At 68.9% G+C, this 22721-nt stretch carries 20 protein-coding genes and 1 pseudogene; 20 read left to right on the top strand and 1 reads right to left on the bottom strand.

Annotation, left to right across the window (positions count from 1 at the left end):
- Nucleotides 1-106: 106 nt before the first annotated feature.
- From QE373_RS10255 to thrC, 10 genes and pseudogenes are all read left to right on the top strand, one after another.
- Nucleotides 107-3244: a response regulator gene (locus QE373_RS10255; RefSeq protein ID WP_309686069.1), complete on the top strand. Its 3138-nt coding sequence runs from the start codon at nt 107-109 to the stop codon at nt 3242-3244.
- Nucleotides 3241-4065 (top strand): protein-glutamate O-methyltransferase CheR, encoded by an 825-nt coding sequence (locus tag QE373_RS10250; RefSeq protein ID WP_309686066.1) that lies wholly within the window; start codon nt 3241-3243, stop codon nt 4063-4065. The genes QE373_RS10255 and QE373_RS10250 overlap by 4 nt, the downstream gene beginning before the upstream one ends.
- A complete protein-coding gene (locus QE373_RS10245) occupies nt 4065-4634 on the top strand; it encodes a chemotaxis protein CheB (RefSeq protein WP_123700697.1) in 570 nt (189 codons plus the stop codon). Before QE373_RS10250 ends, QE373_RS10245 begins: the two co-directional genes overlap by 1 nt.
- Nucleotides 4631-5743, top strand: coding sequence for a hybrid sensor histidine kinase/response regulator (locus QE373_RS10240; RefSeq protein ID WP_309686061.1), 1113 nt, complete (start codon nt 4631-4633; stop codon nt 5741-5743). Before QE373_RS10245 ends, QE373_RS10240 begins: the two co-directional genes overlap by 4 nt.
- A 45-nt stretch (nt 5744-5788) precedes the next feature.
- Nucleotides 5789-6487 carry an AraC family transcriptional regulator gene (locus QE373_RS10235; protein WP_309686059.1) on the top strand — a complete coding sequence of 233 codons (699 nt, stop codon included), beginning with the start codon at nt 5789-5791 and terminating at the stop codon, nt 6485-6487.
- A gap of 66 nt (nt 6488-6553) precedes the next feature.
- Complete coding sequence (locus QE373_RS10230) at nt 6554-7501, top strand: DMT family transporter (RefSeq protein ID WP_309686057.1); 948 nt, start codon at nt 6554-6556, stop codon at nt 7499-7501.
- 68 nt (nt 7502-7569) lie between these two features.
- Complete coding sequence (locus QE373_RS10225) at nt 7570-7770, top strand: hypothetical protein (protein ID WP_309686055.1); 201 nt, start codon at nt 7570-7572, stop codon at nt 7768-7770.
- 157 nt (nt 7771-7927) lie between these two features.
- Nucleotides 7928-10370, top strand: a pseudogene (thrA, locus tag QE373_RS10220) (bifunctional aspartate kinase/homoserine dehydrogenase I).
- Complete coding sequence (locus tag QE373_RS10215; protein ID WP_309686052.1) at nt 10367-11281, top strand: homoserine kinase; 915 nt, start codon at nt 10367-10369, stop codon at nt 11279-11281. The pseudogene thrA and the gene QE373_RS10215 overlap by 4 nt, the downstream one beginning before the upstream one ends.
- A gap of 26 nt (nt 11282-11307) precedes the next feature.
- The gene (thrC, locus tag QE373_RS10210; protein ID WP_309686049.1) at nt 11308-12621 is read left to right on the top strand and encodes a threonine synthase; all 1314 of its coding nucleotides are present in this window, start codon (nt 11308-11310) and stop codon (nt 12619-12621) included.
- Between the two features lie 149 nt (nt 12622-12770).
- Here the strand turns inward: thrC and QE373_RS10205 are convergent, their stop codons facing one another.
- The gene (locus tag QE373_RS10205; RefSeq protein ID WP_309686046.1) at nt 12771-13511 is read right to left on the bottom strand and encodes a helix-turn-helix domain-containing protein; all 741 of its coding nucleotides are present in this window, start codon (nt 13509-13511) and stop codon (nt 12771-12773) included.
- Between the two features lie 143 nt (nt 13512-13654).
- On the opposite strand from QE373_RS10205, the gene hisS reads away from it, so the two are divergent.
- The 10 genes from hisS to hisIE all read left to right on the top strand — a co-directional run bounded on the left by hisS (nt 13655) and on the right by hisIE (nt 22717).
- Complete coding sequence (gene hisS, locus QE373_RS10200) at nt 13655-15052, top strand: histidine--tRNA ligase (protein WP_057506745.1); 1398 nt, start codon at nt 13655-13657, stop codon at nt 15050-15052.
- A 222-nt stretch (nt 15053-15274) separates the two neighbouring features.
- Nucleotides 15275-15583 (top strand): YerC/YecD family TrpR-related protein, encoded by a 309-nt coding sequence (locus QE373_RS10195; protein WP_309686042.1) that lies wholly within the window; start codon nt 15275-15277, stop codon nt 15581-15583.
- A gap of 56 nt (nt 15584-15639) precedes the next feature.
- On the top strand, nt 15640-16551 hold the full coding sequence (gene hisG, locus QE373_RS10190; RefSeq protein WP_309686039.1) for an ATP phosphoribosyltransferase: 912 nt from the start codon (nt 15640-15642) through the stop codon (nt 16549-16551).
- The gene (gene hisD / locus QE373_RS10185) at nt 16548-17843 is read left to right on the top strand and encodes a histidinol dehydrogenase (protein ID WP_309686036.1); all 1296 of its coding nucleotides are present in this window, start codon (nt 16548-16550) and stop codon (nt 17841-17843) included. The genes hisG and hisD overlap by 4 nt, the downstream gene beginning before the upstream one ends.
- On the top strand, nt 17840-18934 hold the full coding sequence (gene hisC, locus QE373_RS10180) for a histidinol-phosphate transaminase (RefSeq protein WP_309686034.1): 1095 nt from the start codon (nt 17840-17842) through the stop codon (nt 18932-18934). The genes hisD and hisC overlap by 4 nt, the downstream gene beginning before the upstream one ends.
- Nucleotides 18931-20004, top strand: coding sequence for a bifunctional histidinol-phosphatase/imidazoleglycerol-phosphate dehydratase HisB (hisB, locus tag QE373_RS10175; protein ID WP_309686031.1), 1074 nt, complete (start codon nt 18931-18933; stop codon nt 20002-20004). The genes hisC and hisB overlap by 4 nt, the downstream gene beginning before the upstream one ends.
- Nucleotides 20001-20606 (top strand): imidazole glycerol phosphate synthase subunit HisH, encoded by a 606-nt coding sequence (hisH, locus tag QE373_RS10170; RefSeq protein ID WP_057506751.1) that lies wholly within the window; start codon nt 20001-20003, stop codon nt 20604-20606. Before hisB ends, hisH begins: the two co-directional genes overlap by 4 nt.
- On the top strand, nt 20603-21337 hold the full coding sequence (gene hisA, locus QE373_RS10165; protein ID WP_309686026.1) for a 1-(5-phosphoribosyl)-5-[(5-phosphoribosylamino)methylideneamino]imidazole-4-carboxamide isomerase: 735 nt from the start codon (nt 20603-20605) through the stop codon (nt 21335-21337). Before hisH ends, hisA begins: the two co-directional genes overlap by 4 nt.
- On the top strand, nt 21331-22107 hold the full coding sequence (hisF, locus tag QE373_RS10160; protein WP_057506753.1) for an imidazole glycerol phosphate synthase subunit HisF: 777 nt from the start codon (nt 21331-21333) through the stop codon (nt 22105-22107). The genes hisA and hisF overlap by 7 nt, the downstream gene beginning before the upstream one ends.
- Nucleotides 22097-22717, top strand: coding sequence for a bifunctional phosphoribosyl-AMP cyclohydrolase/phosphoribosyl-ATP diphosphatase HisIE (hisIE, locus tag QE373_RS10155; RefSeq protein WP_057506754.1), 621 nt, complete (start codon nt 22097-22099; stop codon nt 22715-22717). The genes hisF and hisIE overlap by 11 nt, the downstream gene beginning before the upstream one ends.
- The last annotated feature ends 4 nt before the right edge of the window (nt 22718-22721 follow it).

Below are 22721 nucleotides of genomic sequence, written 5' to 3'. Positions count from 1 at the left end.
AGCGACAGTGTGAAGGAATTGTGTAGGCAGGCACGTGCCGAAAGTCGTGCCGGAAACGACGGGCATTCAGTTAACATCCCACTTCTTTGTGTCGGGATCTCCAACGATGACGTCAGCTTCAAGTATGCGCGACCCGTGGATATGGGCTTTGTCGGCCGCCCTGCTGGGAGCAACCGCCGCCCTTGAACTGGTTGTGCCACTTGGCTATGCGGTGTGGCTGGCGTATTTCCTGGCGATCGGCGTGACGGTATTCCAGCGCCATGCCGGGCTGCCGTTGGTGGTTGCGGTGGCGGCCTGTGTGTTCCTCGCGGTGGGCTACAACATTGCCCCCGCCAGTACCAATTCAGCTTTCTCTTTCGTCAACCGGACGATTGGCGGATTTGCCTTCCTGATGATCGCGTTGATCGTCAATCGCGCAATCCAGGCGCGCCGCGAAGCGTCCGAGGCGCTGTGGCTGCAGGAAAGCGAAAACGTGGTGGCGATGAGCCTGCGCGGCGACCTGGGGCCGGAAAAAATCGCTGAAGCGGCGATGACAACCCTGGCTGAGCAGCTGAAGGCGCAGACCGCGGTGATGTACCGCATCGAGAACCATCAGTTGCTGCTGACCGGCGGCGTGGCGCTGCCGGCGTCCATTCCGCAGTCGCTGGGCCTGGAAGAAGGACAGCTGGGCCAGGTGATCCGCGAGGGCAAGGTGCGCCACCTGCAGGAAAGCGAGGGCAGCGTGCTGCAGATCAGTACCAGCCTGGGCAGCACCCAGCTGCGCGAGCGGGTGCTGGCGCCGATCTTCAGCGATGAGCAGATCGTCGGCGTGGTGGAACTGGGCCGGATCCGCCCGGGTCGTGCCCCGCAGCTGGACCGCGAGCTGCTGCAGCGCTGCGCCGACACCATCGGCATCGCGCTGCGCGCGGCGGTGCTGCGCGCGCGACTGGCCGAGCTGCTGGAAGAATCCCAGCGCCAGGGCGAAGAACTGCAGGCCCAGCAGGAAGAGCTGCGGGTGGCCAACGAAGAACTGGAAGAACAGAGCCGCAGCCTGCTGCATTCGCAGACCAACCTGGAGCAGCAGCAGGCCGAGATGGAACAGACCAACGTGCAGCTGGAAGAGCGCACGCATGAGCTGGAAGGCCAGAAGCAGGCGCTGCTGGTGGCGCAGGCGCAGCTGGTGCGCAATTCCAATGAACTGTCGGCCGCCTCGCGCTACAAGTCCGAGTTCCTGGCCAACATGTCGCATGAGCTGCGCACTCCGCTCAACAGCTCGCTGATCCTGGCCAAGCTGCTTTCGGACAACCGCGATGGCACGCTCAGCGATGAGCAGGTCAAGTACGCGCAGGCCATCCTGTCGTCCAACAACGACCTGCTGGCCCTGATCAACGACATCCTGGACCTGGCCCGCATCGAGGCCGGTCACGTGGAGCTGGCCGATGAAATCGTCGTGGTCGAAGGTGCATTGCAGCGCCTGCGCGAGACCTTCGAGCCGCTGGCGCGCGAAAAGGGACTGGTGCTGGAGATCGTCGCCGACGCCGGCGCACCCAGCCAGTTCACCGCCGACAGCCAACGCCTGCAGCAGATCCTGAAGAACCTGCTGGCCAACGCGGTGAAGTTCACCGAACACGGCACGGTCAGCCTGCAGGTGCAGGCGGTCGGCCGCGACCGCGTGCGTTTCGTGGTGCGCGACAGCGGTATCGGCATCGCCGCCGAGCAGCTGGACGCCATCTTCGAAGCCTTCCGCCAGGCCGATGGCAGTACCCGCCGCCGCTACGGCGGCACCGGCCTGGGGCTTTCCATTTCGCGCGACCTGGCAACCCGCATGGGCGGTGACATCCGCGTGGACAGCGAGCCGGGTCGCGGCAGTACCTTCACGGTGGAATTGCCGCTGAGCGGAGCACCGGAACAGGCCGACGCGCCGGCGACATTGGGCACGGCGCACGCGCCGCAGCCGGTGGTCGCTTCGGCACCGTCACCGGCCCGGGCAGCGTCCGGCGCCGGCCCGTCGCCGGTGCGCAGCGACGCGGTTCCGCCGTCGTTGGGCGCCTGGAAGACAGCCGTGGCCAACGGTGCCGGCGCCCAGCGCAGTGAGCGCCTGATCCTGGCCGTGGAAGATGACGCGACGTTCGCCGAAGCGCTGGTCGCGCTGGCGCGCGAACTCGATTTCGACTGCGTGGTGGCCACCACCGCCGAAGAAGCCTTGTCGCTGGCGCGCGAGCTGCGCCCCAGTGGCGTGCTGCTGGATATCGGCCTTCCCGATGTGTCCGGCCTGAGCGTGCTGGAGCGCCTGAAGCGCGATCCGCTGACCCGCCACATCCCCGTGCACGTGGTGTCGGGCATGGAGCGCAGCCAGCTGGCGATGGAACTGGGCGCCATCGGTTACGTGATCAAGCCGGCCACCCGCGAGCGGCTGGTCGAGGCGATCCAGCACCTGGAAAAGACCAGCCAGCGCGACGTGCGCCGTCTGCTGATCGTGGAAGACGACACCGAACTGCGCGGCAACCTGGAACTGCTGCTGGGCCGGGAGCAGCTGGAAATCACTGCCGTCGGCACCCTCGCCGAGGCGGTGCAGCAGCTCAGCAGCGCGACCTTCGACTGCATGGTGACCGACCTGGCGCTGCCCGATGGCAGTGGCTACGACCTGCTGGAGTTCATGGCCGGCAGCGAAGATGTCAGCTTCCCGCCGGTGATCGTGTATACCGGCCGCGCGCTGGGCCGCGAAGAAGAACAGCGCCTGCGCCGTTATTCCAAGAGCATCATCATCAAGGGCGCACGATCGCCTGAGCGCCTGCTCGACGAGGTCACCCTGTTCCTGCACAGCGTGGAAGCGAACCTGCCCAGCGACCAGCAGCGCCTGCTGCGCGAAGCGCGGCGCCGCGATTCGGTGCTCGATGGCCGCACGGTGCTGTTGGCCGAAGACGATGTGCGCAACATCTTCGCGCTGTCCAGCGTGCTCGAACCGCTGGGGGTGAAGCTGGAAATCGCCCGCAACGGCCGCGAAGCCGTCGATCGCCTGGCCAGCGTGGAAGTGGACCTGGTGTTGATGGACATCATGATGCCGGAGATGGATGGCTTGACCGCGATGCGGGAAATCCGCAGCCAGCGCCAGCACAAGGACCTGCCGATCATCGCGCTGACCGCCAAGGCCATGCCCGACGACCGCGAGCGTTGCCTGCAGGCCGGCGCCAACGACTACATCGCCAAGCCCATCGACGTCGACAAGCTGGTGTCGTTGTGCCGTGTGTGGTGCTCGCGGCAATGAACGATCAGGAGCTGTTCGACCTGGAACTGAAGGTGCTGGTGGAGGCGATCTACCAGCGCTACCACTACGATTTCCGCAACTATGCGGTGTCTTCGCTGCGGCGCCGGATGCACCAGGCGATGCAGCGCTACGAGTGTGCGCGCCTGTCGGACCTGCAGCACCGGCTGCTGCACGAGCCCGAACTGTTCACCCAGGCCATGCAGTTCTTCACCGTGCAGGTGTCGGAGATGTTCCGTGACCCGTCCTACTTCCTGGCACTGCGCGAGCACGCCGTGCCGGTGTTGAAGACCTATCCGTCGATCAAGCTGTGGGTGGCCGGCTGCAGCACCGGCGAGGAAGTCTGGTCGCTGGCGATCCTGCTGCAGGAAGAGGGGCTGCTGGACCGCAGCATCATCTACGCCACCGACATCAACCCGGCTGCTTTGGCGGCCGCCGAATCAGGCACCTACGGCATCGACCGCATCGCCCAGTTCAGCCGCAATTACCTGCAGGCCGGCGGTCACGGTTCGTTGTCGGACTACTACACCACCGGCTACGACGGGGCGATGTTCGATCGTCGCCTGCGCCGAAACGTGGTGTTCGCCGACCACAGCCTGGCTACCGACACGGTGTTCTCCGAAGTACACCTGGTGTCCTGCCGCAACGTGCTGATCTACTTCAACCGGCCGCTGCAGGACCGCGCCGTCGGCCTGTTCCGCGAAGCCCTGGTGCATCGGGGTTTCCTGGGACTGGGCAGCAAGGAATCGCTGCAGTTCGGCGAGCACGGCAACGCCTTTGAAGCCGCTGCGCGCGAACAGCGCCTGTACCGGAAGGCGGCCTGATGGACGCCCTGGTCCCGCGCCTGTTGGTGATCGGTGCTTCGGCCGGCGGTGTTTCGGCGCTGCAGCGCGTGCTGGGTGCGCTGCCGGCGGCGCTGCCCTGCCCGGCGCTGGTGGTGCTGCACATCCCCCGTGACCGGCCCAGCCGCATTGCCGAACTGCTCGATCCGGGCTCGGCGTTGCGGGTGCGCGAGGCCGAGGACAAGCAGCCGCTGGAGGTGGGCACGGTGACCTTCGCGCCACCGGACTACCATATGCTGGTCGAAGACGAAGCCTCCATCGCGCTGTCGCTGGATGAGGCCGTGTTGTTCTCGCGGCCGGCCATCGACCCGTTGTTCGAATCGGCCGCGGCGGTGTTTGGACCCGATGTACTGGCGATCCTGCTGACCGGGGCCAGCAGCGATGGCAGCGAAGGCGTGGCCGCGGTGCGCCAGGCCGGTGGCCAGGCCTGGCTGCAATGCCCCGAAGATGCCGAGGCGTCGATGATGCCTGCCTCGGCCCTGCAGCGTGCCGGCGCCGATGCGGTGCTGACGCTGGACGAGATATGCGAATGCCTGAAGGAAATGAAATGAACCTGCTTGCTCCCGCGCCAGTGGCAGACGCCTCGCCGGTCAACATACTGATTGTCGATGACGTGCCGCAGAACCTGGTCGCGATGGAAGCGCTGCTGCGCCGTGATGGCCTGCGCATCCTCTGCGCTGCCTCCGGCAACGAGGCGCTGGAACTGCTGCTTGAACACGAAGTCGCGCTGGCCCTGCTGGACGTGCAGATGCCGGAAATGGATGGTTTCGCGCTGGCCGAACTGATGCGCGGCTCGGCGCGCAGCCGCGATGTGCCGATCATCTTCCTGACCGCCTCGCCGCAGGATCCGGTGCGTGCGTTCAAGGGCTATGAAAGCGGTGCCGTGGACTTCCTGCACAAGCCGATCGAACCGCAGATCATCCTCGGCAAGCTGGGCGTGTTCATCGAGCTCTACCAGCAGAAGCGCCTGTTGAAATCGCGCAACGAAGCGCTGGAGCGCGCGCTGACGCTCAACGAAACCATGATGGCGGTGCTGACCCACGACCTGCGCACGCCGCTGTCGGCGATCCTGCTGTGTGCGGACAAACTGTCGCTCGACATTCCGGCTGATGCCAGCGCGCAGCAGACCCTGCGCCACCTGGAAACCAGCACGCTGCGGATGGCGCGCATGGTTGACCAGCTGCTCGACTTCTCACGCATCCGCTCCGGCGGGCTGCGCCTGGAGCGCACCCCGTGCAACGCCGCCAGCGTGGTGGACGCGGTCGTGCAGGAGGTGGAGCAGGGCAACGCGACGGCCGCGATCGAAGTGGTCGCGCTGGGCGATGCGCGCATGCAGGGCGACCCGGACCGGCTGGCCCAGGTGGCCTCCAACCTGATCGGCAATGCGCTGCTGCATGGCGGGCAGTCGCCGATCCAGGTGCACGTGGATGGCGAGGACCCGGCCCAGGTGGTGCTGCGCGTGCGCAACCGCGGGCAGATCGGTGAAAGCCTGCTGCCGCGCCTGTTCGAACCGTTCAAGGCCAGCTTCCACGCCAGCAAGGGACTGGGCCTGGGCCTGTTCATCGCCGACCAGTTCGTGCGTGCGCACGGCGGCCAGCTGCAGGCGCGCAACGAAGCGCAGGACGTGGTGTTCGAAGCCCGGCTGCCGCGCCGGGCCTGACCCGCCGGCATTGCGCGGCTGCCGTCGCGGCGGCAGACTCCTGCCATGCACGCGCCGCGCTTCCATGTCCGCAGTTACGGTGACGCCTGGGGCGGCGATCGCCACGCCTACGCCCAGTGGGTGTTGCCGTTGCACGGTGAGCTGCAGTTCGAGCTCGACGGTCACGCTGCGCGGCTGGATGCGCTGCAGGGCGTGTTCGTGGCGCCTGGCGAGACCCATGACCAGGTCGGGCAGGGCAGCAACCAGCACGTGATCATCGACTGCGACGCCGCCTGGTTCGACGACCACACCCTGGAACACCTGCGCGGGCAGCGCTGGCTGTCGTTGCCGCAGGCGCTGCGTACCTCGTTGCAGGCACTACCGGCCGGGAGCTCGGGCGAGCACCTGTTGCCGCTGCTGCTGCAGGCATTCGCGCCCGATGGCAGCGGTGCACGCCTGCAGGCCTTGTGCGCTCGCATCCAGTCGGCCCCCGGCGAAGCCTGGCCGGTGGAACGCATGGCACGCTTGGCAGGCCTGAGCAGCAGCCACCTGCATGCCCGTTTCCTGCGCGAGCTGGGGCTGCCGCCGCAGGCCTGGCTGAGTGCGCTGCGGCTGCGCTGGGCGCGCCACCTGCTGCGCAGCACCCAGGTGCCGATCAGCACTGTCGCCCAGCTCGCCGGTTACTCCGAACAGAGCGCGCTGAGCCGTGCGTTGCGGCGCGAGACCGGACTCACCCCGTCGATGTGGCGGCACCAGTCACCGTAGCCCGGGTCAAGACGCGCGCCACCGCGGCGCACTAGACTTCGCGCCTGTCTGCAGCATGGGTGTGCGATGAATCGTTCGATGGGCGTGGGGATCGGCAACGGCGTGATGGCCGGTGCGCTGTGGGGCGTGGTGTTCCTGGCTCCCGCGGTATTGCTGGCATTCGATGCCCTGCAGTTGTCGGCCGGCCGCTACCTGATCTACGGGCTGGTGGCGCTGTTGTTGCTGGCGCCGCGCTGGAAGCGGCTGGCGCCGCGGATCGGCATGGCCGAATGGCGCGGGCTGGTATGGCTGAGCCTGGCCGGCAACCTGGTGTATTTCCTGCTGCTGGCCACGGCGGTGCAGTGGGCCGGCGGCGCGGCTGCTTCGCTGATCGTCGGGCTGATTCCGGTGGTGGTGACCCTGGTCGCGGTGCGCGAAGAAGGCGCGGTGCAGCTGCGCCAACTGGCGCCGGCGCTGCTGCTGTGCCTGCTGGGCGTGGCGCTGGTGGGGTACGAAGCCCTGGTATCCGAACATGTGCAGACGCCGTGGCGGCAGCGCGTGCTGGGTCTTGTCTGTGCCTTCGGCGCGTTGCTTTCGTGGGCGGCGTATTCGGTGGGCAACAGCCGCTGGCTTGCCCGCCGTCCGGATCTTTCCGCACACGACTGGTCGCTGCTCACCGGCGTGGTCACCGGTGCCCTGGCGCTGCTGCTGGTGCCGTCGGCGTTCGTGTTCGATGGCAGCGTGCATGCGCCGGCCCAGTGGGGACTGTTCTGGATGGTCAGCGCCGGGGTTGCGGTGATCGCCTCGCTGCTTGGCAATGCCTGCTGGAACCGCGCCAGCCGGCTGCTGCCGCTGACCCTGACCGGACAGATGATCGTGTTCGAGACCTTGTTCGCGCTGTTGTATGGCTTCGCCTGGCAGCGCCGTTGGCCCACCCTGCTGGAAACCATTGCGATCGGCTGCCTGGTGGCCGGCGTGCTGTGGTGCGCGCACGCACACCGCGCGCCGCCGGCGATCGCCGAACATGCCGGCTGAACGCAGGCGTGGCCTGCATCGTCTCCGATGCAACCATTTTCGCCGGCGTTGGCGGCCGATGAAGGCAGGTGTTTTCTGCACTGCAACACTTGACAGCGGCTTGCCCGGCGGTGTTTTCTAGCGGCATGGTCCCTGCCGCCGCCACCTTCGCCTCGCTTGCTGCCGCTTCTGCGGCAGGCCTGCGCGCGGGCTCCATGGCCGGCACCACCACCATTACCACCATTACCACCACCACCACCCGCAGGGTGCGGTCCGTCGTCTTCGCGTAACTCACGAAAACCACGGCCCCGCACCGAACCAGGTGGCGGGGAAACCTTCCACTGGCGCGATGCGGGGCCTCCCACCGAGGTCACCATGTCCATTGCCGCTGCTGCACCCGCCGCCGATTCCGCTCCGCTACGTTCCGCCGTGCAACCGCACGTGGTGGTGCACAAGTTCGGCGGGACCTCCGTCGCCGATGCCGACTGCTACCGCCACGTAGCGCGGCTGCTGCAGGCGCGTCCGGAAGCGCTGCAGGTCACCGTGGTGTCTGCCATGAAGGGCGTGACCGATGCGCTGATCGCGCTGGCGCGGTTGGCCGCGGCCGGCGATGCGCAGTGGCGCGAAGACTGGCATGACCTGCGCGCGCGCCCATCGCGGCGCGGCTGCTTCGCTGCTCGGTGAACACGCCGGCGCCAGCGTGGAATGGCTCGATGCGCGGTTCGATGAGCTCGCCGAACTGCTGGCCGCACTGGCGGTGATCGGTGGCCTGCCCGAGGAGGTGCTCGACCGCGTGCAGGGCCTCGGTGAAGTATGTTCGGCACACCTGCTGGGACAGCATTTCCTGGCCAGCGGCGAGCCGTGCGCGGTGCTGGATGCGCGCGAGGTGCTGGTGGTCGAGCACGACGAGCTGGGCGTCAACGTGGATTGGGAAACCAGCGCACAGCGCCTGCACGCGTGGCGGCAGGCGAACGTGCAGCAGCGCATCGTGGTCACCGGCTTCATCGCTCGCGACCGCCGGGACCGCATCACCACCCTTGGCCGCAACGGCAGTGATTACTCCGGGGCGATCTTCGCTGCGCTGTTCAACGCCGATGAGCTGCAGATCTGGACCGACGTCGATGGCGTTCTGTCGGCTGATCCGCGGCTGGTGCCCGAAGCGGTGCAGCTTGAAGCGTTGAGCTACGACGAGGCCTGCGAACTGGCCTACTTCGGGGCCAAGGTGGTGCATCCGCAGACGATGTCCCCGGCGATCCAGCGCGGCCTGCCGATCCTGATCCGCAACACCTTCCAGCCCGAACACCCCGGCACCCGCATCACCGCCGAGCGCTCGGTGCGCGGGCCGATCAAGGGCCTGACCCTGAGTGCGGAACTGGCCGTGCTGAACCTGGAAGGCACCGGCCTGATCGGCGTGCCGGGCACGGCGGAGCGGGTGTTTTCCGCGCTGCGCCAAGCGCAGGTGTCGGTGGTGATGATCTCGCAGGGGTCTTCCGAACACTCGATCTGCTGCGTGGTCCGCGGCAATGAATCCGAACGCGGCCGTGACGCCTTGCTGCAGGCGTTCGCCCATGAGCTGGCAGTCGGCCAGGTCCAGCGGGTGCAGCTGCGTGGCGGGGTCAGCGTGCTGGCGGCGGTGGGCGATGGCATGGCCGGCCAGCCCGGCGTGGCCGCGCGCCTGTTCGAATCGCTGGGCAGAGCGCAGGTCAACATCCTGGCCATCGCGCAGGGCTCGTCGGAACGCAACATTTCGGTCGCGGTGGACAGTGGCGATGCCACCCGTGCGCTGCGCGCGGCGCATGCCGGTTTCTGGCTGTCACCGCAGACCTTCGCGGTCGGGGTAATCGGGCCAGGCAACGTCGGCGCGGCACTGCTGGACCAGCTGCAGGCCGCGCAGCCGCAGCTGCTGGGCAAGGCCAACATCGACCTGCGCCTGCGCGCGGTGGCGTCACGGCGCGGCATGCACCTGGCCCCGCGCGCGCTGCAGGGGCCCTGGCGGGCCGCCCTGGCCGACGCAGCGTCGGCCAGCGACCTGGACGCGTTCACTGCGCACCTGCTGTCGGCGCACCTGCCGCATGCGGTGGTCATCGACTGCAGTGGCAGCGCCGAGGTCGCCGGGCGCTACGAAGGCTGGCTGGCGGCCGGCATCCACGTGGTCACCCCGAACAAACAGGCCGGCTCCGGTCCGCTGGCACGCTACCAGTCGATCCGCGCTGCGGCCGCCGCCAGCGGGGCGCGCTTCCGTTACGAGGCCACCGTGGGCGCGGGCCTGCCGGTGATCACCACGCTGCGCGACCTGGTCGATACCGGCGATGAGGTGCTGTCCATCGAAGGCATCTTCTCCGGCACGCTGGCCTGGCTGTTCAACCGCTTCGATGGCAGCCAGCCGTTCTCCGCGCTGGTGGAGCAGGCGCGGGGCATGGGCTATACCGAACCGGACCCGCGCGATGACCTGTCCGGCATCGACGTGGCACGCAAGCTGGTGATCCTGGCGCGCGAAGCCGGCCGCGACCTGAGCCTGGAACAGGTGCAGGTCGAAAGCCTCGTGCCCGAGGCGCTGCGTGCGGGCAGCGTGGAAGCGTTCATGCAACGCCTGGGCGACAACGATGACGCGCTGCTGCAGCGCCTGCAGCAGGCCCGCGCGCGCGGCGCCGTGCTGCGCTATGTCGCTGCGCTGTCCGCGCAGGGCGCATCGGTCGGGCTGGTGGAAATACCGCTGGACCATGCCTTCGCCAACCTCAAACTGACCGACAACGTGGTGCAGTTCCGCACTCGGCGCTACTGCGACAACCCGCTGGTGGTGCAGGGCCCCGGCGCCGGTCCGGAAGTCACCGCGGCCGGCGTGTTCGCCGATCTGCTGCGGGTGGCGGCCGGTGAAGGAGCGCGCCTGTGATCGCACGTGCCTTCGCACCGGCATCGGTCGGCAACGTGGGGGTGGGCTTCGACATACTAGGCCATGCCATCGCCGGTGTCGGTGACACGGTGAGCGTGCGCCGCATCGCCGAGCGCGAGGTGCGCATCGAGGCCATTCGCGGGGCGGACGTGCCGCTGCCACGGGAGGCTGCGTTGAACACCGCCGGCGCCTCCCTGCTGGCGCTGCGGCAGGGGTTGGAGCTGCCGTTCGGCTTCGCCGTGGAGATCGACAAGGGCATCCCGCTGGGATCGGGCATGGGCGGATCGGCGGCCTCGTGCGTGGCCGCGCTGGTGGCTGCCAATGCGCTGCTGGACAGCCCGCTGGACCGCCACGCGCTGTATCGCTTCGCGCTGGAAGGCGAACTGGTGGCCAGCGGTGGTCGCCATGGTGACAACCTCGGCCCGATGCTGCTGGGTGGGCTGGTGCTGAGCACCGCCGACCGGCTGGTGCCGATCCCGGTGCCGGCGCGCTGGCACAGCCTGCTGGTGCACCCGGATGCAGTGCTGGAAACGCGCCGCGCCCGCGCCGCGTTGCAGGGCAGCTACGCGCTGGGCGATTTCGTGGCGCAGAGCGCCAACCTGGCGCTGGTACTGGCCGGCTGCCACCAGGGCGATGCGACGCTGGTGCGTGCGGGTCTGCGTGACGTGCTGGTCGAGCCGCGCCGCGCGCCGTTGATCATCGGCTTCGACGCCGCGCGCGATGCCGCGCTGGCGGCCGGGGCGATGGGGGCCAGCATCTCCGGGGCCGGCCCCAGTGTGTTCGCCTGGTTCGAAGACCCGGCCAGTGCCCAGGCCGCTGCCGCGCCGGTGCAGGCGGCGTTCGCTGCCGCCGGCTTCGACAGCCAGGCCTGGGTGTCTTCGCTGGCGGCGCCGGCGGCGGTGCTGTTGTGACTCTCTCCCCCCTACAGGAACGTGCGATGCGCTTTGTCTCTACCCGCGGCCAGTCTCCCACCGTTTCGCTCAGTGCGGCGATCACCGCCGGGCTGGCGCCCGATGGCGGCCTGTACGTGCCGGAACAGCTGCCCGCGCCGCGCCAATGGGTCGCAACCCCAAGCCTGGCGCAGACCGCCGCGCAGGTGCTGGCACCGTTCTTCGACGGCGACCCGCTGGCGGATGCGCTGCCGGCGATCTGCGCCGAAGCCTTCGATTTCCCGGTGCCGCTGCGTGCCTTGCCGCGTCGCGGCGACCACGTGCTGGAACTCTTCCACGGGCCCACGGCCGCGTTCAAGGATGTCGGCGCGCGCTTCCTCGCCGCCACCCTGGCGCGGCTGCGCAGCGGCGCGTCGACGCCGCTGACGATCGTGGTGGCCACCTCCGGCGATACCGGTGCCGCCGTCGCGGCGGCCTTCCATCGCCAGCCGGGCCTGCGCGTGGTGGTGCTGTATCCCGATGGCCGGGTGTCGCCGAGGCAGGTACACCAGCTGGGCTGCTTCGGCGACAACATCCAGGCCTTCCGCGTTGCCGGTTCGTTCGATGACTGCCAGGCGCTGGTCAAGCAGGCGCTCGGCGATGCCGCGCTGCAGGCCGCGGTGCCGCTCAGTTCGGCCAACAGCATCAGCCTGGGCCGGCTGCTGCCACAGATGAGTTACTACGCCCATGCCGCGCTCCAGCACCAGCAGGCGGGCAGGGCGGCGTTGAACCTGGTGATCCCCACCGGCAACCTCGGCAATGCGATGGCCGCGATCCTGGCGCGGGCCATCGGCCTGCCGATCGGGCGCATCGCCCTGGCCACCAATGCCAACGATGTGCTGCCGCGCTACTTCGCCGGTGCTGACTACCAGTCCGCGCAAAGCGTGGCCACCACCGCCAACGCCATGGACGTCGGCGCGCCGAGCAACTTCGAGCGGCTGCGCTGGCTGTTCAACGGCGATGATGCGGCGTTGCGCCAGGCCTTCACCGCAGAGGCGGTGGATGACGTGGCAATCCGCGCGACCATCGCCAGCGCGCATGCCGGCAGCGGCGAAGTGTTCTGCCCGCACACCGCCACCGCGGTCACGGTGCTCAACGCGCTGCGCGCCAGGGGAAGCAAGGGTGACTGGGCGGTGGTGGCCACCGCGCACCCGGCCAAGTTCGAATCGGTGGTGGAACCGTTGATCGGTGAAACGGTGGCGGTGCCGCCGGCGCTGGACGCGCTGCTGCGCAGGCCCGCACACGCCGAGCCGCTGGCGGCCGACTATGCGGCGTTCCGTGCGGTGCTGCAGGCCGGCTTGCCGAGCCCGGAACGCCGGTAGCGCCGACCCATGGTCGGCGAGCGCGCAGCGCGGGCTGGGTCCGGCTGACGCCAGCCTGAGCGTAGTGCGGTAGCGCCGACCCATGGTCGGCGAGCGCGCAGCGCGGGCTGGGTCCGGCTGACGCCAGCCGTCGCCGCGCGCGCAGCGCCTTACCCGGTGGCCAACGTCTGCAGCGCCGGCTCGTCCAGCAGCTCCACCACGTTCAGGTGGGGCAGGGCGATCAACGCCTGCTGGCGCAGGCGGGTGAAGGTGCGGCTGACCGTTTCCATGGTCAGTCCGAGATGGTCGGCGATGTCACCGCGGCCCATCGGCAGGCTGACCCGCAGCGGATCACCGCCCAGCCGCGCCTCGCGCGCGGCCAGCCGCAGCAGGAAATCGGCGACCTTCTCGGTGGGCTGCAGGCGGGCCAGTGACAGCGCGGCATCCTGCGCCTCGTCCAGCGCCTGGCAGGCGCGCTGCAGCAGTTTGCGTTCCAGGTGCGGGTAGCGGCTGCGCAGGTCGCGCATATGCGCCAACGAGACCCGGCAGACGCGGCTATCGGCGATGGCTTCCACGTCGTGGCGATGATGGTCGCTGCTGCTCAGCCCCAGGTAATCGCCCGGCAGCACGAAGCCGTTGATCTGGCGGCGGCCATCGGACAGTGTGCGCACCAGCCGCAGGGCGCCCTGGGTCAAGGTATAGACATGCTGGCGCGGTTCACCGGCGCGGGCCAGCGTGGCGCCCATCGCCACCTGCTGGGACACGGTGACCGCTTCCAGCGCCTGTACTTCTTCGGGCGACAGCGCCGAACACACCGCCAGGTGGCGCACCGAACAGTGCAGGCAGTCCTGCGTCGTACAGCCGGGGGCGGTACGCAGCGTGTCGGCAGGGGCGGGATCAGGACGCGACATGGCGTGGGGGCGACGCGTGCAGCAGGGGGAAGTGCCCATGATACGGCATGTGGTCGCTTGGCCCTGGCGCAGGCGCGCCGGCCGGTGCAGCCGCTACAATAACCGTCCTTGCCCTTCCCCCCCGTTTTTCGCAGGAGCCCCACGTGATCAAGCCCCGTACCCCGCCCGGCATCATGGAACTGCTGCCGCGCGAGCAGATTGCGTTCCAGCGCATGCTGGACGTCATCCGCCGCAACTACGAGCGGTTCGGGTTCCTGCCGGTGGAAACCCCGGTGTTCGAGCTGTCCGACGTGCTGCTGACCAAATCCGGCGGCGAAACCGAGCGCCAGGTGTATTTCGTGCAGTCCACCGGTGCGCTGGCCAATGCCGCCCAGGCCGGTGATACCTCGCTCCCGGAACTGGCGCTGCGCTTCGACCTGACCGTGCCGCTGGCGCGTTACGTGGCCGAACACGAGCACGAGCTGACCTTCCCGTTCCGCCGCTACCAGATGCAGCGCGTCTACCGTGGCGAGCGCGCCCAGCGCGGCCGCTTCCGCGAGTTCTACCAGTGCGATATCGATGTGATCGGCAAGGATGCGCTGAGCATCCGCTACGACGCCGAAGTGCTGGCGGTGATCCACGCGGTGTTCTCGGAACTGCGCATCGGTGCTTTCGCCGTGCAGCTGAACAACCGCAAGCTGCTGCGCGGATTCTTTGAAACGCTTGGCGTGGCCGAAGGCGAGCGCCAGCTGGCCGTGCTGCGTGAGGTGGACAAGCTGGACAAGCGCGGCGCGGACTATGTCCGCGACACCCTGGTCGGCGCCGATTTCAACATCCCGGCTGCGCAGGTCGAGCGCATCCTGGCCTTCGTCGCCGTGCGTTCGCAGGGCCATGACGATGCGCTGGCGCAGCTTGCCCTGCTGGAAGCCGATGCGGCCGCCAGCGAGACCCTGCGCACCGGCGTGGCCGAGTTGCGCGAGGTGCTGCAGCTGGTCAAGGCGCTGGGCGTGCCCGAGCAGGCGTACTGCCTGAACTTCTCCATCGCCCGTGGCCTGGATTACTACACCGGCACCGTCTACGAGACCCTGCTGACCGACCACCCGCAGATCGGTTCGATCTGCTCGGGCGGCCGCTACGAAGACCTCGCCAGCCACTACAGCAAGTCCAAGCTGCCCGGCGTGGGCATCTCCATCGGGCTGACGCGGCTGTTCTGGCAGCTGCGCGAAGCCGGCCTGATCGAAGGCATCGAGGCCAGCAGCGTGCATGCGCTGGTGGCGCTGATGGATGAGCAGGGCATGCCGCATTCGCTGGATATCGCCCGCCGCCTGCGCGTGGGCGGGATCAACACCGAAGTGCAGATGGAAGCGAAGAAGATCGGCAAGCAGTTCCAGTACGCCGCCAAGGCCGGCATCCGGTTCGTGGTGCTGGCGGGCGAGGATGAACTGGCGCGCGGCGTGGTGGCGGTCAAGGACCTGCTGCGCGAACAGCAGTTCGAAGTCTCCCGCGAGGAGCTGGCCAGCACCCTGCAGGTGGAACTGGAGCAGGCCCGCGCGATGGCGTGAAACGCCACGCAAGCCGCCGGTAGCGCCGACCGATGGTCGGCGGCTTTTCAACGCGTGCCCTGACGCATGACGCCGATCATGGATCGGCGCTACCGCTGTCACGCCACCGCCCGGCCCAACCCCAATAGACCGCTTCCAGACCGGCACCCGCCGGTTTGACTGTCAGGTCGTGTTTGCGTTAATGTACTAGCGCGCTATTACATTGATACCCGCTCCGACCCGATGAAAGCCCGTCCCGCCCCCGATCAGAAAGACACCCAGGCCGACCTTGCCTCGCTGGCCGAGGCCTTTGCCGCCCTGCGCGAGCCGGCCGAAGTGGCCGCCTTCCTGCGCGACCTGTGCACCCCGGCCGAACTGGAAGCCATTGCCGATCGCTGGAAGGTGGTCCCGCTGCTGCAGCAGGGCGTGCCGTATCGCGAGATCCACGAGCGCACCGGGGTCAGCGTGACAACCACCGGGCGCGTGGCGCGTTCGCTGGAGCATGGCCATCGCGGCTACGCCGCCGCCATTGCCCGCCTCGCCACGCGCTGATCCCCCTTTCCGGAGCGCCCCCGCCGCTCCCACCCCGTATTCCAAGAGACCTTCCCATGAGTGCATCGCAAGCAGCCCCGGCACGTGACCGGCTGCGTATCGCCATCCAGAAAAACGGCCGCCTGGCCGAGCCGGCCCGCAACCTGCTCAGTGCCTGCGGGCTGAGCTGGCGCGAGAGCCGCGACAAGCTGTTCTGCTATGGCGAATCGCTGCCGGTGGACCTGCTGCTGGTGCGCGACGATGACATCCCCGGCTTGATCGCCGATGGCGTCTGCGACCTCGGCATCGTTGGCCGCAACGAACTGGACGAGCAGGGCGCCGCCCGCGTGCAGCGCGGCCTGAAGCCGGCCTTCCAGGCACTGCGTGGGCTCGGGTTCGGCGCGTGCCGGCTGATGCTGGCGGTGCCCGAAGAGTGGGACTGGCAGGGCCCGCAGCAGTTGGCCGGCACCCGCATCGCCACCAGCTATCCGGCGATCCTGAAAGACTGGCTGGACGCACGCGGCATCCAGGCGCAGGTGGTGGAACTGTCCGGTTCGGTGGAAATCGCCCCGCGCCTGGGCACCGCCGACCTCATCTGCGACCTGGTCTCCAGCGGCGGCACGCTGCGCGCCAACCAGCTCAAGCCGGTTGAAACCCTGCTCGACAGCGAGGCCGTGCTGGCCGGTGCGGTGATCGCCCCGGACGATGCGCGCGGTGCGCTGCTGGCGATGCTGCTGCGCCGCCTGGATGGCGTGGTGCAGGTGCAGGACCGCAAGCTGCTGATGTTCCGCGCCGAGCCGGCCGACGTGGCCGCGCTGGAGAAGCTGCTGGCCGACGCCGAACCGCTGGTGCGTTTGCCTGCTGACGACGGCGCGCCGCGCCTGCAGACGATGTGTCCGGGGCCACTGAGCTGGCAGCGGATGGAAGAACTGGAGCGCGCAGGCGCCCAGGGCCTGATGGTACTGAGCGTGGAGCGGTCGCTGGCATGAATCGTCTTGACTGGTCGGAACTCAATGAACTGGACCGCGCCGGGGCCTTGCAGCGCCCCGTGCAGGCGGTCGCCGCACAGACCCGCCAAGCCGTGGCCGCGCTGATCGCGCAGGTACGTGCCGACGGCGATGCGGCCCTGCGCGAGATCACCGCGCGTTTTGATCGCGTGCAGCTGGACGATATCGAAGTCACCGCTGCCGAATTCGAGGCGGCCGAACAGGCCGTCGCCGTTGACCTGCGCGCGGCGATGGAAGAGGCCGCCGCGCGCATCCGGCGCTTCCACGAAGCGGGCATGAGCCAGGGCTACGCAGTGGAAACCGCGCCGGGCGTGCACTGTGAGCGGATGATACGGCCCATCGGCCGCGTGGGCCTGTACGTGCCCGCGGGCAGCGCACCGCTGCCGTCGACCGCCCTGATGCTGGGTGTGCCGGCGGCGCTGGCGGGCTGCCCGCAGGTGGTGCTGTGCACGCCGCCGCGCGCCGATGGCAGCGCCGACCCCGCCGTGCTGGTCGCCGCGCGCCTGACCGGCGTGCAGCGCGTGTTCAAGCTGGGCGGCGCGCAGGCCATCGCCGCGATGGCCCATGGCACCGCCAGCGTACCGGCCTGCGACAAGCTGTTCGGCCCGGGCAACTCCTTCGTGACCGAAGCCAAGCAACAAGTGGCGCAGGACGGAAGCGTGGCCATCGACATGCCGGCCGGCCCGTCCGAGGTGCTGGTGATCGCCGATGCCGGCGCCAATCCGGCCTTCGTCGCCGCCGATCTGCTGTCCCAGGCCGAGCACGGCCCGGATTCGCAGGTGCTGCTGCTGACCGACGATGCCGCGCTGCTGCAGGCGGTGGAAGCCGAAGTCGAGCGCCAGGTGGCGCTGCTGCCGCGCGAAACCATCGCACGCCAGGCACTGGGCGCGTCCCGGCTGATCCTCGTGGATCGCCTGCAGGATGCCTTTGAAATCAGCAACCGCTACGCACCGGAACACCTGATCCTGGCGCTGCGCGAACCGCGTGCCTGGCTGGGCCAGGTGCAGGCGGCCGGTTCGGTGTTCCTTGGCGATTACACCCCCGAAGCGCTCGGTGACTACTGCAGCGGCACCAACCACGTGCTGCCCACCGCCGGTGCGGCGCGGGCGTGGAGCGGGGTCAGCGTGGCCAGCTTCCAGAACACCATCAGCGTGCAGAGCGCCAGCGCCGAGGGCATCGTCGCCATCGGCGGTTGCGCGCGCATCCTGGCCAGCGCCGAAGGCCTGGATGCGCATGAACGTGCGGTCGCGCTGCGCATGGAGGCGGTGGCATGAGCGCGAGCGTGCAGGACGTGATGGCGCTGCTGCGACCGGACCTGCAGTCCTTTGCCGGCTACAGTTCGGCGCGCAGCACGGCGCTGCAGGGCGATGTGTGGCTGAACGCCAACGAATCGGCATGGGCCAATCCGGCCGATGCCAGCGGCAGCAGCCGGCGCTACCCGGACCCGCAGCCGCCGGCGTTGCTGCAGGCCTTGGCCGGGTTGTACGGCGTCAGCCCGCAACAGCTGCTGGTCGGGCGCGGCAGCGATGAAGCAATCGACCTGCTGGTGCGCGCGTTCTGCCGCCCCGGCGTGGATGCGGTACTGGCGACGCCGCCGGTGTTCGGCATGTACGCGGTGTGCGCGCGGCTGCAGGGTGCGCCGCTGCTGGAGGTCCCGCTGGTGGACGGCCCTGCCGGCCTGCAGGTCGACCTCGATGCGGTGATCGCCACCGCACGCGGGCAGGGCGCGCGCCTGGTGTTCCTGTGTTCGCCGTCCAACCCGGCCGGCAGCGAGATCAGCGCCGCCGACATCGCCCGCACCGCGCAGGCGCTGCAGGGCCAGGCCGTGGTGGTGGTGGACGAGGCCTACATCGAGTACAGCGACCAGCCATCGGCCACCGCGCTGCTGGCGCACTACCCGAACCTTGCCGTGCTGCGTACGCTGTCCAAGGCGCATGCGCTGGCCGCCGCGCGCGTGGGCAGCCTGATCGCCGCACCGGAAATCATCGCCGCGCTGCGCCGCTGCCAGGCGCCCTATCCGGTGCCGCAGCCGTGTGCCGAACTGGCCGTGGCGGCCCTGCAGCCGGCCGCGCTGGCCGCCACCCGCGCCCGCATTGAAGACGTGATGCGCGAGCGCGCGCGACTGTTCAAGGCGCTGGCGGGCGTGGACGGCGTGCGCCAGGTGTACCCCTCGGCCGGCAACTATCTGCTGGTCCGGTTCGACGACGCGCAGGGCGCGTTCGATGCGCTGCTGGCCGCCGGTGTGGTGGTACGTGACCAGCGCGCCGCGCCGCAACTCGGTGATGCGCTGCGCATCAGCATCGGCAGCACCGACGAAAACCAACGCGTGCTTGCCGCGCTCTCGGCCTGGAGGGCCGCTGCATGACCCCCATCCTGTTCATCGACCGCGACGGCACCCTGATCGAAGAGCCCGCCGATCACCAGATCGACGCCTACGAAAAGCTGCGCTTCGTGCGTGATGTCATTCCGGCATTGATCAAGCTGCGCGACGCGGGTTGGCAGTTCGTCATCGTCAGCAACCAGGATGGCCTGGGCAGCGAGAGCTACCCGCAGGCGATCTTCGATGCGCCGCATGCGCTGATGATGCACGTGTTCGAAAGTCAGGGGATTACCTTCCGTGACGTGCTGATCGACACCAGCTGGCCGCACGAGAACCTGCCCACGCGCAAGCCCGGCATCGGGCTGATGACCGCCTACCTGCAGGACCGCAGCATCGACTGGACGCGTTCGGCGATGGTGGGCGACCGCCTGACCGACATCCAGTTCGCGCAGAACCTCAACATCCGCGGCTTCCAGCTGCGCACCGAAGAGTTCGGCGGCGACTGGGACTGGCCGGCCATCGCCCACGCGCTGGCCGATGCGCCGCGCACCGCGGTGGTACAGCGCAACACCAGGGAAACCCGCATCCGCGTCGAACTGGACCTGGACGCGCAGGCCGAGCCACGGATCCATACCGGCCTGCCGTTCTTCGACCACATGCTGGAACAGATCGGCAAGCACGGCGGCATCTCGGTGCGCATCCAGGCCGAAGGCGACCTGCACATCGACGAGCACCACACCATCGAAGACACCGGGCTGGCGCTGGGCCAGGCGCTGCGTGAAGCGCTGGGTGACAAGCGCGGCATCGGCCGCTACGGCTTCACCCTGCCGATGGACGAGACACTGGCCAGCGCGGCGCTGGATTTCAGCGGACGGCCATACTTCGTGTTCGATGGCGAGTTCAAGCGCGAGCGCGTCGGCGACCTGCCCACCGAACTGGTGCCGCATTTCTTCCGCTCGCTGTGCGATGCCGCGGGCCTGAACCTCAACCTGCAGGTGCGCGGCGACAACGACCACCACAAGGTGGAAGCCTGCTTCAAGGCGCTGGCGCGCGCGCTGCGCACCGCCGTGGCCCGGCAGGGCACCGAGCTGCCCAGCACCAAGGGGGCGCTGTGACCGAAGTCGCCTTGATCGATGCCGGCGGTGCCAACCTCGGTTCCGTGCGCTACGCGCTGGAGCGGCTGGGCGCGCAGGTCAGGCTGGTGCGCGATGCCGACGGACTGCGCGACGCGCGGCGGGTGATCCTGCCCGGCGTCGGCGCGGCGGTGCCGGCCATGCAGCGCCTGCACGCGCAGGGCCTGTTCGAGCCGTTGCGCCAGCTGGAGGTGCCGCTGCTCGGCATCTGCCTGGGCATGCAGTTGCTGTTTGAACGTTCCGAAGAAGGGGGTGGCGTGGCGACGCTGGGACTGATTCCCGGCACGGTGCGCAAGCTGGTACCGGCCACCGGCATCCGCGTGCCGCACATGGGCTGGAACCGCCTGCTGCCGCTGCGCGGCTCGCCGCTGCTGCGCGACATCCCCGAACGCGCCAGCGCTTATTTCGTGCACAGCTATGCTGCTCCGTTGAACGCGCACACCGTGGCCGCCTGCGACCATGGCGGGCTGTTCAGCGCGGTGGTCGAACATGGCCGCTACTTCGGTGCGCAGTACCACCCCGAACGCTCCGGTGACACCGGAGCCTTGCTGTTGCGCAACTTCCTGCAGGACACCGCCGAATGAGTTTCATCGTCTATCCCGCCCTTGATATCCGCGAAGGCCGCGTGGTGCGCCTGCGCCAGGGCGACTACGCCCAGGAAACCCGCTACGGCGATGATCCGCTGCCGCGCGCGCAGGCGTTTGCGCGCCAAGGCGTACAGTGGATGCATCTGGTCGACCTGGATGCCGCCCGTGCCGGCGGCTATACGCTGGCGCCGCTGCTGGCGCAGATCCGCCAGCAGGCCGGACTGCACGTGCAGACCGGTGGCGGCGTGCGCGGTCGCGAGGACGTCGAACGCATCCTGCAGGCCGGTGCCGGCCGGGTGGTGGTCGGGTCACTGGCCGTGCGCGAACCGGATGCGGTGATCGGCTGGCTGGCCGAATTCGGGCCGGAGCGCATCACCATCGCACTGGACGCCCGCCAGGACCAGGACGGCCAGTGGCAGCTGCCGATCCACGGCTGGACCGAAAATGCCGGCGTCACCCTGGACGTCCTGGCCCAGCGCTACGCTGCGGCCGGCATGCGCCACCTGCTGTGCACCGACATCGCCCGCGACGGCATGCTGGCCGGCCCCAACCTGGATCTGTACCGGCACCTGGCCGCACTGCTGCCGGGCGTGGCGATCCAGGCCTCCGGCGGCATCCGCGACGTGGCCGACGTGGCCGCTTCGCGCGCTGCCGGCTGCAGCGGCGCGGTGCTTGGCAAGGCGCTGCTGGAGCAGCGCATGGACCTGGCCGAGGCACTGGCATGTTGAGCCGCCGCATCATTCCCTGCCTGGACGTGCGCGATGGCCGCGTGGTCAAGGGCGTGCGCTTCCGCGACCACGTGGACATGGGCGATATCGCCGAACTGGCGCTGCGCTATCGCGACCAGGGGGCCGATGAGCTGGTGTTCTATGACATCGGCGCCAGTCCGGATGGCCGCAGCGTGGACGTGGAATGGATCGAGCGCATCGCGCGCTTGATCGACATCCCGTTCTGCGTGGCCGGTGGCATCAGTGACGTGGAAACCGCACGCCGCGTGCTGCACGCCGGTGCCGACAAGATCTCGATCAACTCGCCCGCGCTGGGTCGCCCGGAACTGATCACCGAACTGGCCGACGCCTTCGGCGTGCAGTGCGTGGTGGTGGGTATCGATTCGGTACGCGAAGCCGATGGGCAATGGCGCGTGCGCCGCTTCACCGGTGATCCCTCCAAGACCCAGGCCGTGGCCGTGCGCACGCTGGACTGGGTGCGCGAGGTGCAGCAGCGCGGCGCCGGCGAGATCGTGCTGAACTGCATGGACAGCGACGGTGTGCGCCGCGGTTACGACGTGGAGCAGCTGCGGCATGCGCGCGCGGCCTGCCACGTGCCCTTGATTGCCTCCGGCGGCGCCGGCAGCCGCGAACACTTCGCCCAGGTGTTCGACCAGGCCGATGTCGATGGCGCACTGGCGGCCAGCGTGTTCCACAGCGGGGCCATCGCCATTCCAGAATTGAAGCGCTATCTGCGCGAGCAACAGATCGAGGTGCGGGATGTCTATTGAAGTACTGCCGGGACTGCCGGCGCTGGAACGCCTGGACTGGAGCAAGGGCGATGGCCTGCTGCCGGCCGTGCTGCAGGATGCCGACAGCCTGCAGGTGCTGATGCTGGGCTATGTGAGTGCGGAGTCGCTGCAGGTCACGCTGCAGACCGGCCACATGACCTTCTTCAGCCGCAGCAAGCAGCGCCTGTGGACCAAGGGCGAGCAGTCCGGCAACGTGCTGGCGGTGCAGTCGATCGCGGTGGACTGCGATGCCGATACGCTGCTGGTGCGGGCACGCCCGGCCGGCCCCACCTGCCACACCGGGGCGGACAGCTGCTTCCCGCAGGCGCCGAAGGATTTCATCGGCCAGCTCGACCAGCTGGTGGCCACGCGCGAGGCGCAGCGGCCGGCCGGCAGCTACACCACTTCGCTGTTCGACGGTGGCATCCGTCGTATCGCCCAGAAGGTCGGCGAGGAAGGCGTGGAGACCGCGCTGGCAGCGGTGGTGCAGGGCGATGACGAGCTGCTGGGCGAAGCCTCGGACCTGGTGTTCCACCTGTTGGTGCTGCTGCGCGCGCGCGGCCTGGGCCTGCAGGACGTGCGCACGCTGCTGGAATCACGGCACCGCTGAGTCA

It is taken from the genome of Stenotrophomonas sp. SORGH_AS_0321, from assembly GCF_031453215.1.
Lineage (GTDB): Bacteria > Pseudomonadota > Gammaproteobacteria > Xanthomonadales > Xanthomonadaceae > Stenotrophomonas > Stenotrophomonas chelatiphaga.
The sequence above is the reverse complement of the archived record's forward strand: the minus strand, read 5'-3'. Positions and strand labels throughout refer to the sequence as shown.

Coding starts and splice junctions, on each gene's coding strand:
- QE373_RS10250 (WP_309686066.1), top strand. CDS start 3,241: ATGAACGATCAGGAGCTGTTCGACCTGGAACTGAAGGTGCTGGTGGAG.
- QE373_RS10240 (WP_309686061.1), top strand. CDS start 4,631: ATGAACCTGCTTGCTCCCGCGCCAGTGGCAGACGCCTCGCCGGTCAAC.
- hisG (WP_309686039.1), top strand. CDS start 15,640: ATGAGTGCATCGCAAGCAGCCCCGGCACGTGACCGGCTGCGTATCGCC.
- QE373_RS10235 (WP_309686059.1), top strand. CDS start 5,789: ATGCACGCGCCGCGCTTCCATGTCCGCAGTTACGGTGACGCCTGGGGC.
- hisA (WP_309686026.1), top strand. CDS start 20,603: ATGAGTTTCATCGTCTATCCCGCCCTTGATATCCGCGAAGGCCGCGTG.
- QE373_RS10205 (WP_309686046.1), bottom strand. CDS start 13,511: ATGTCGCGTCCTGATCCCGCCCCTGCCGACACGCTGCGTACCGCCCCC.
- QE373_RS10245 (WP_123700697.1), top strand. CDS start 4,065: ATGGACGCCCTGGTCCCGCGCCTGTTGGTGATCGGTGCTTCGGCCGGC.
- hisD (WP_309686036.1), top strand. CDS start 16,548: ATGAATCGTCTTGACTGGTCGGAACTCAATGAACTGGACCGCGCCGGG.
- hisB (WP_309686031.1), top strand. CDS start 18,931: ATGACCCCCATCCTGTTCATCGACCGCGACGGCACCCTGATCGAAGAG.
- hisC (WP_309686034.1), top strand. CDS start 17,840: ATGAGCGCGAGCGTGCAGGACGTGATGGCGCTGCTGCGACCGGACCTG.
- QE373_RS10255 (WP_309686069.1), top strand. CDS start 107: ATGACGTCAGCTTCAAGTATGCGCGACCCGTGGATATGGGCTTTGTCG.
- QE373_RS10230 (WP_309686057.1), top strand. CDS start 6,554: ATGAATCGTTCGATGGGCGTGGGGATCGGCAACGGCGTGATGGCCGGT.
- hisIE (WP_057506754.1), top strand. CDS start 22,097: ATGTCTATTGAAGTACTGCCGGGACTGCCGGCGCTGGAACGCCTGGAC.
- thrC (WP_309686049.1), top strand. CDS start 11,308: ATGCGCTTTGTCTCTACCCGCGGCCAGTCTCCCACCGTTTCGCTCAGT.
- hisF (WP_057506753.1), top strand. CDS start 21,331: ATGTTGAGCCGCCGCATCATTCCCTGCCTGGACGTGCGCGATGGCCGC.
- QE373_RS10195 (WP_309686042.1), top strand. CDS start 15,275: ATGAAAGCCCGTCCCGCCCCCGATCAGAAAGACACCCAGGCCGACCTT.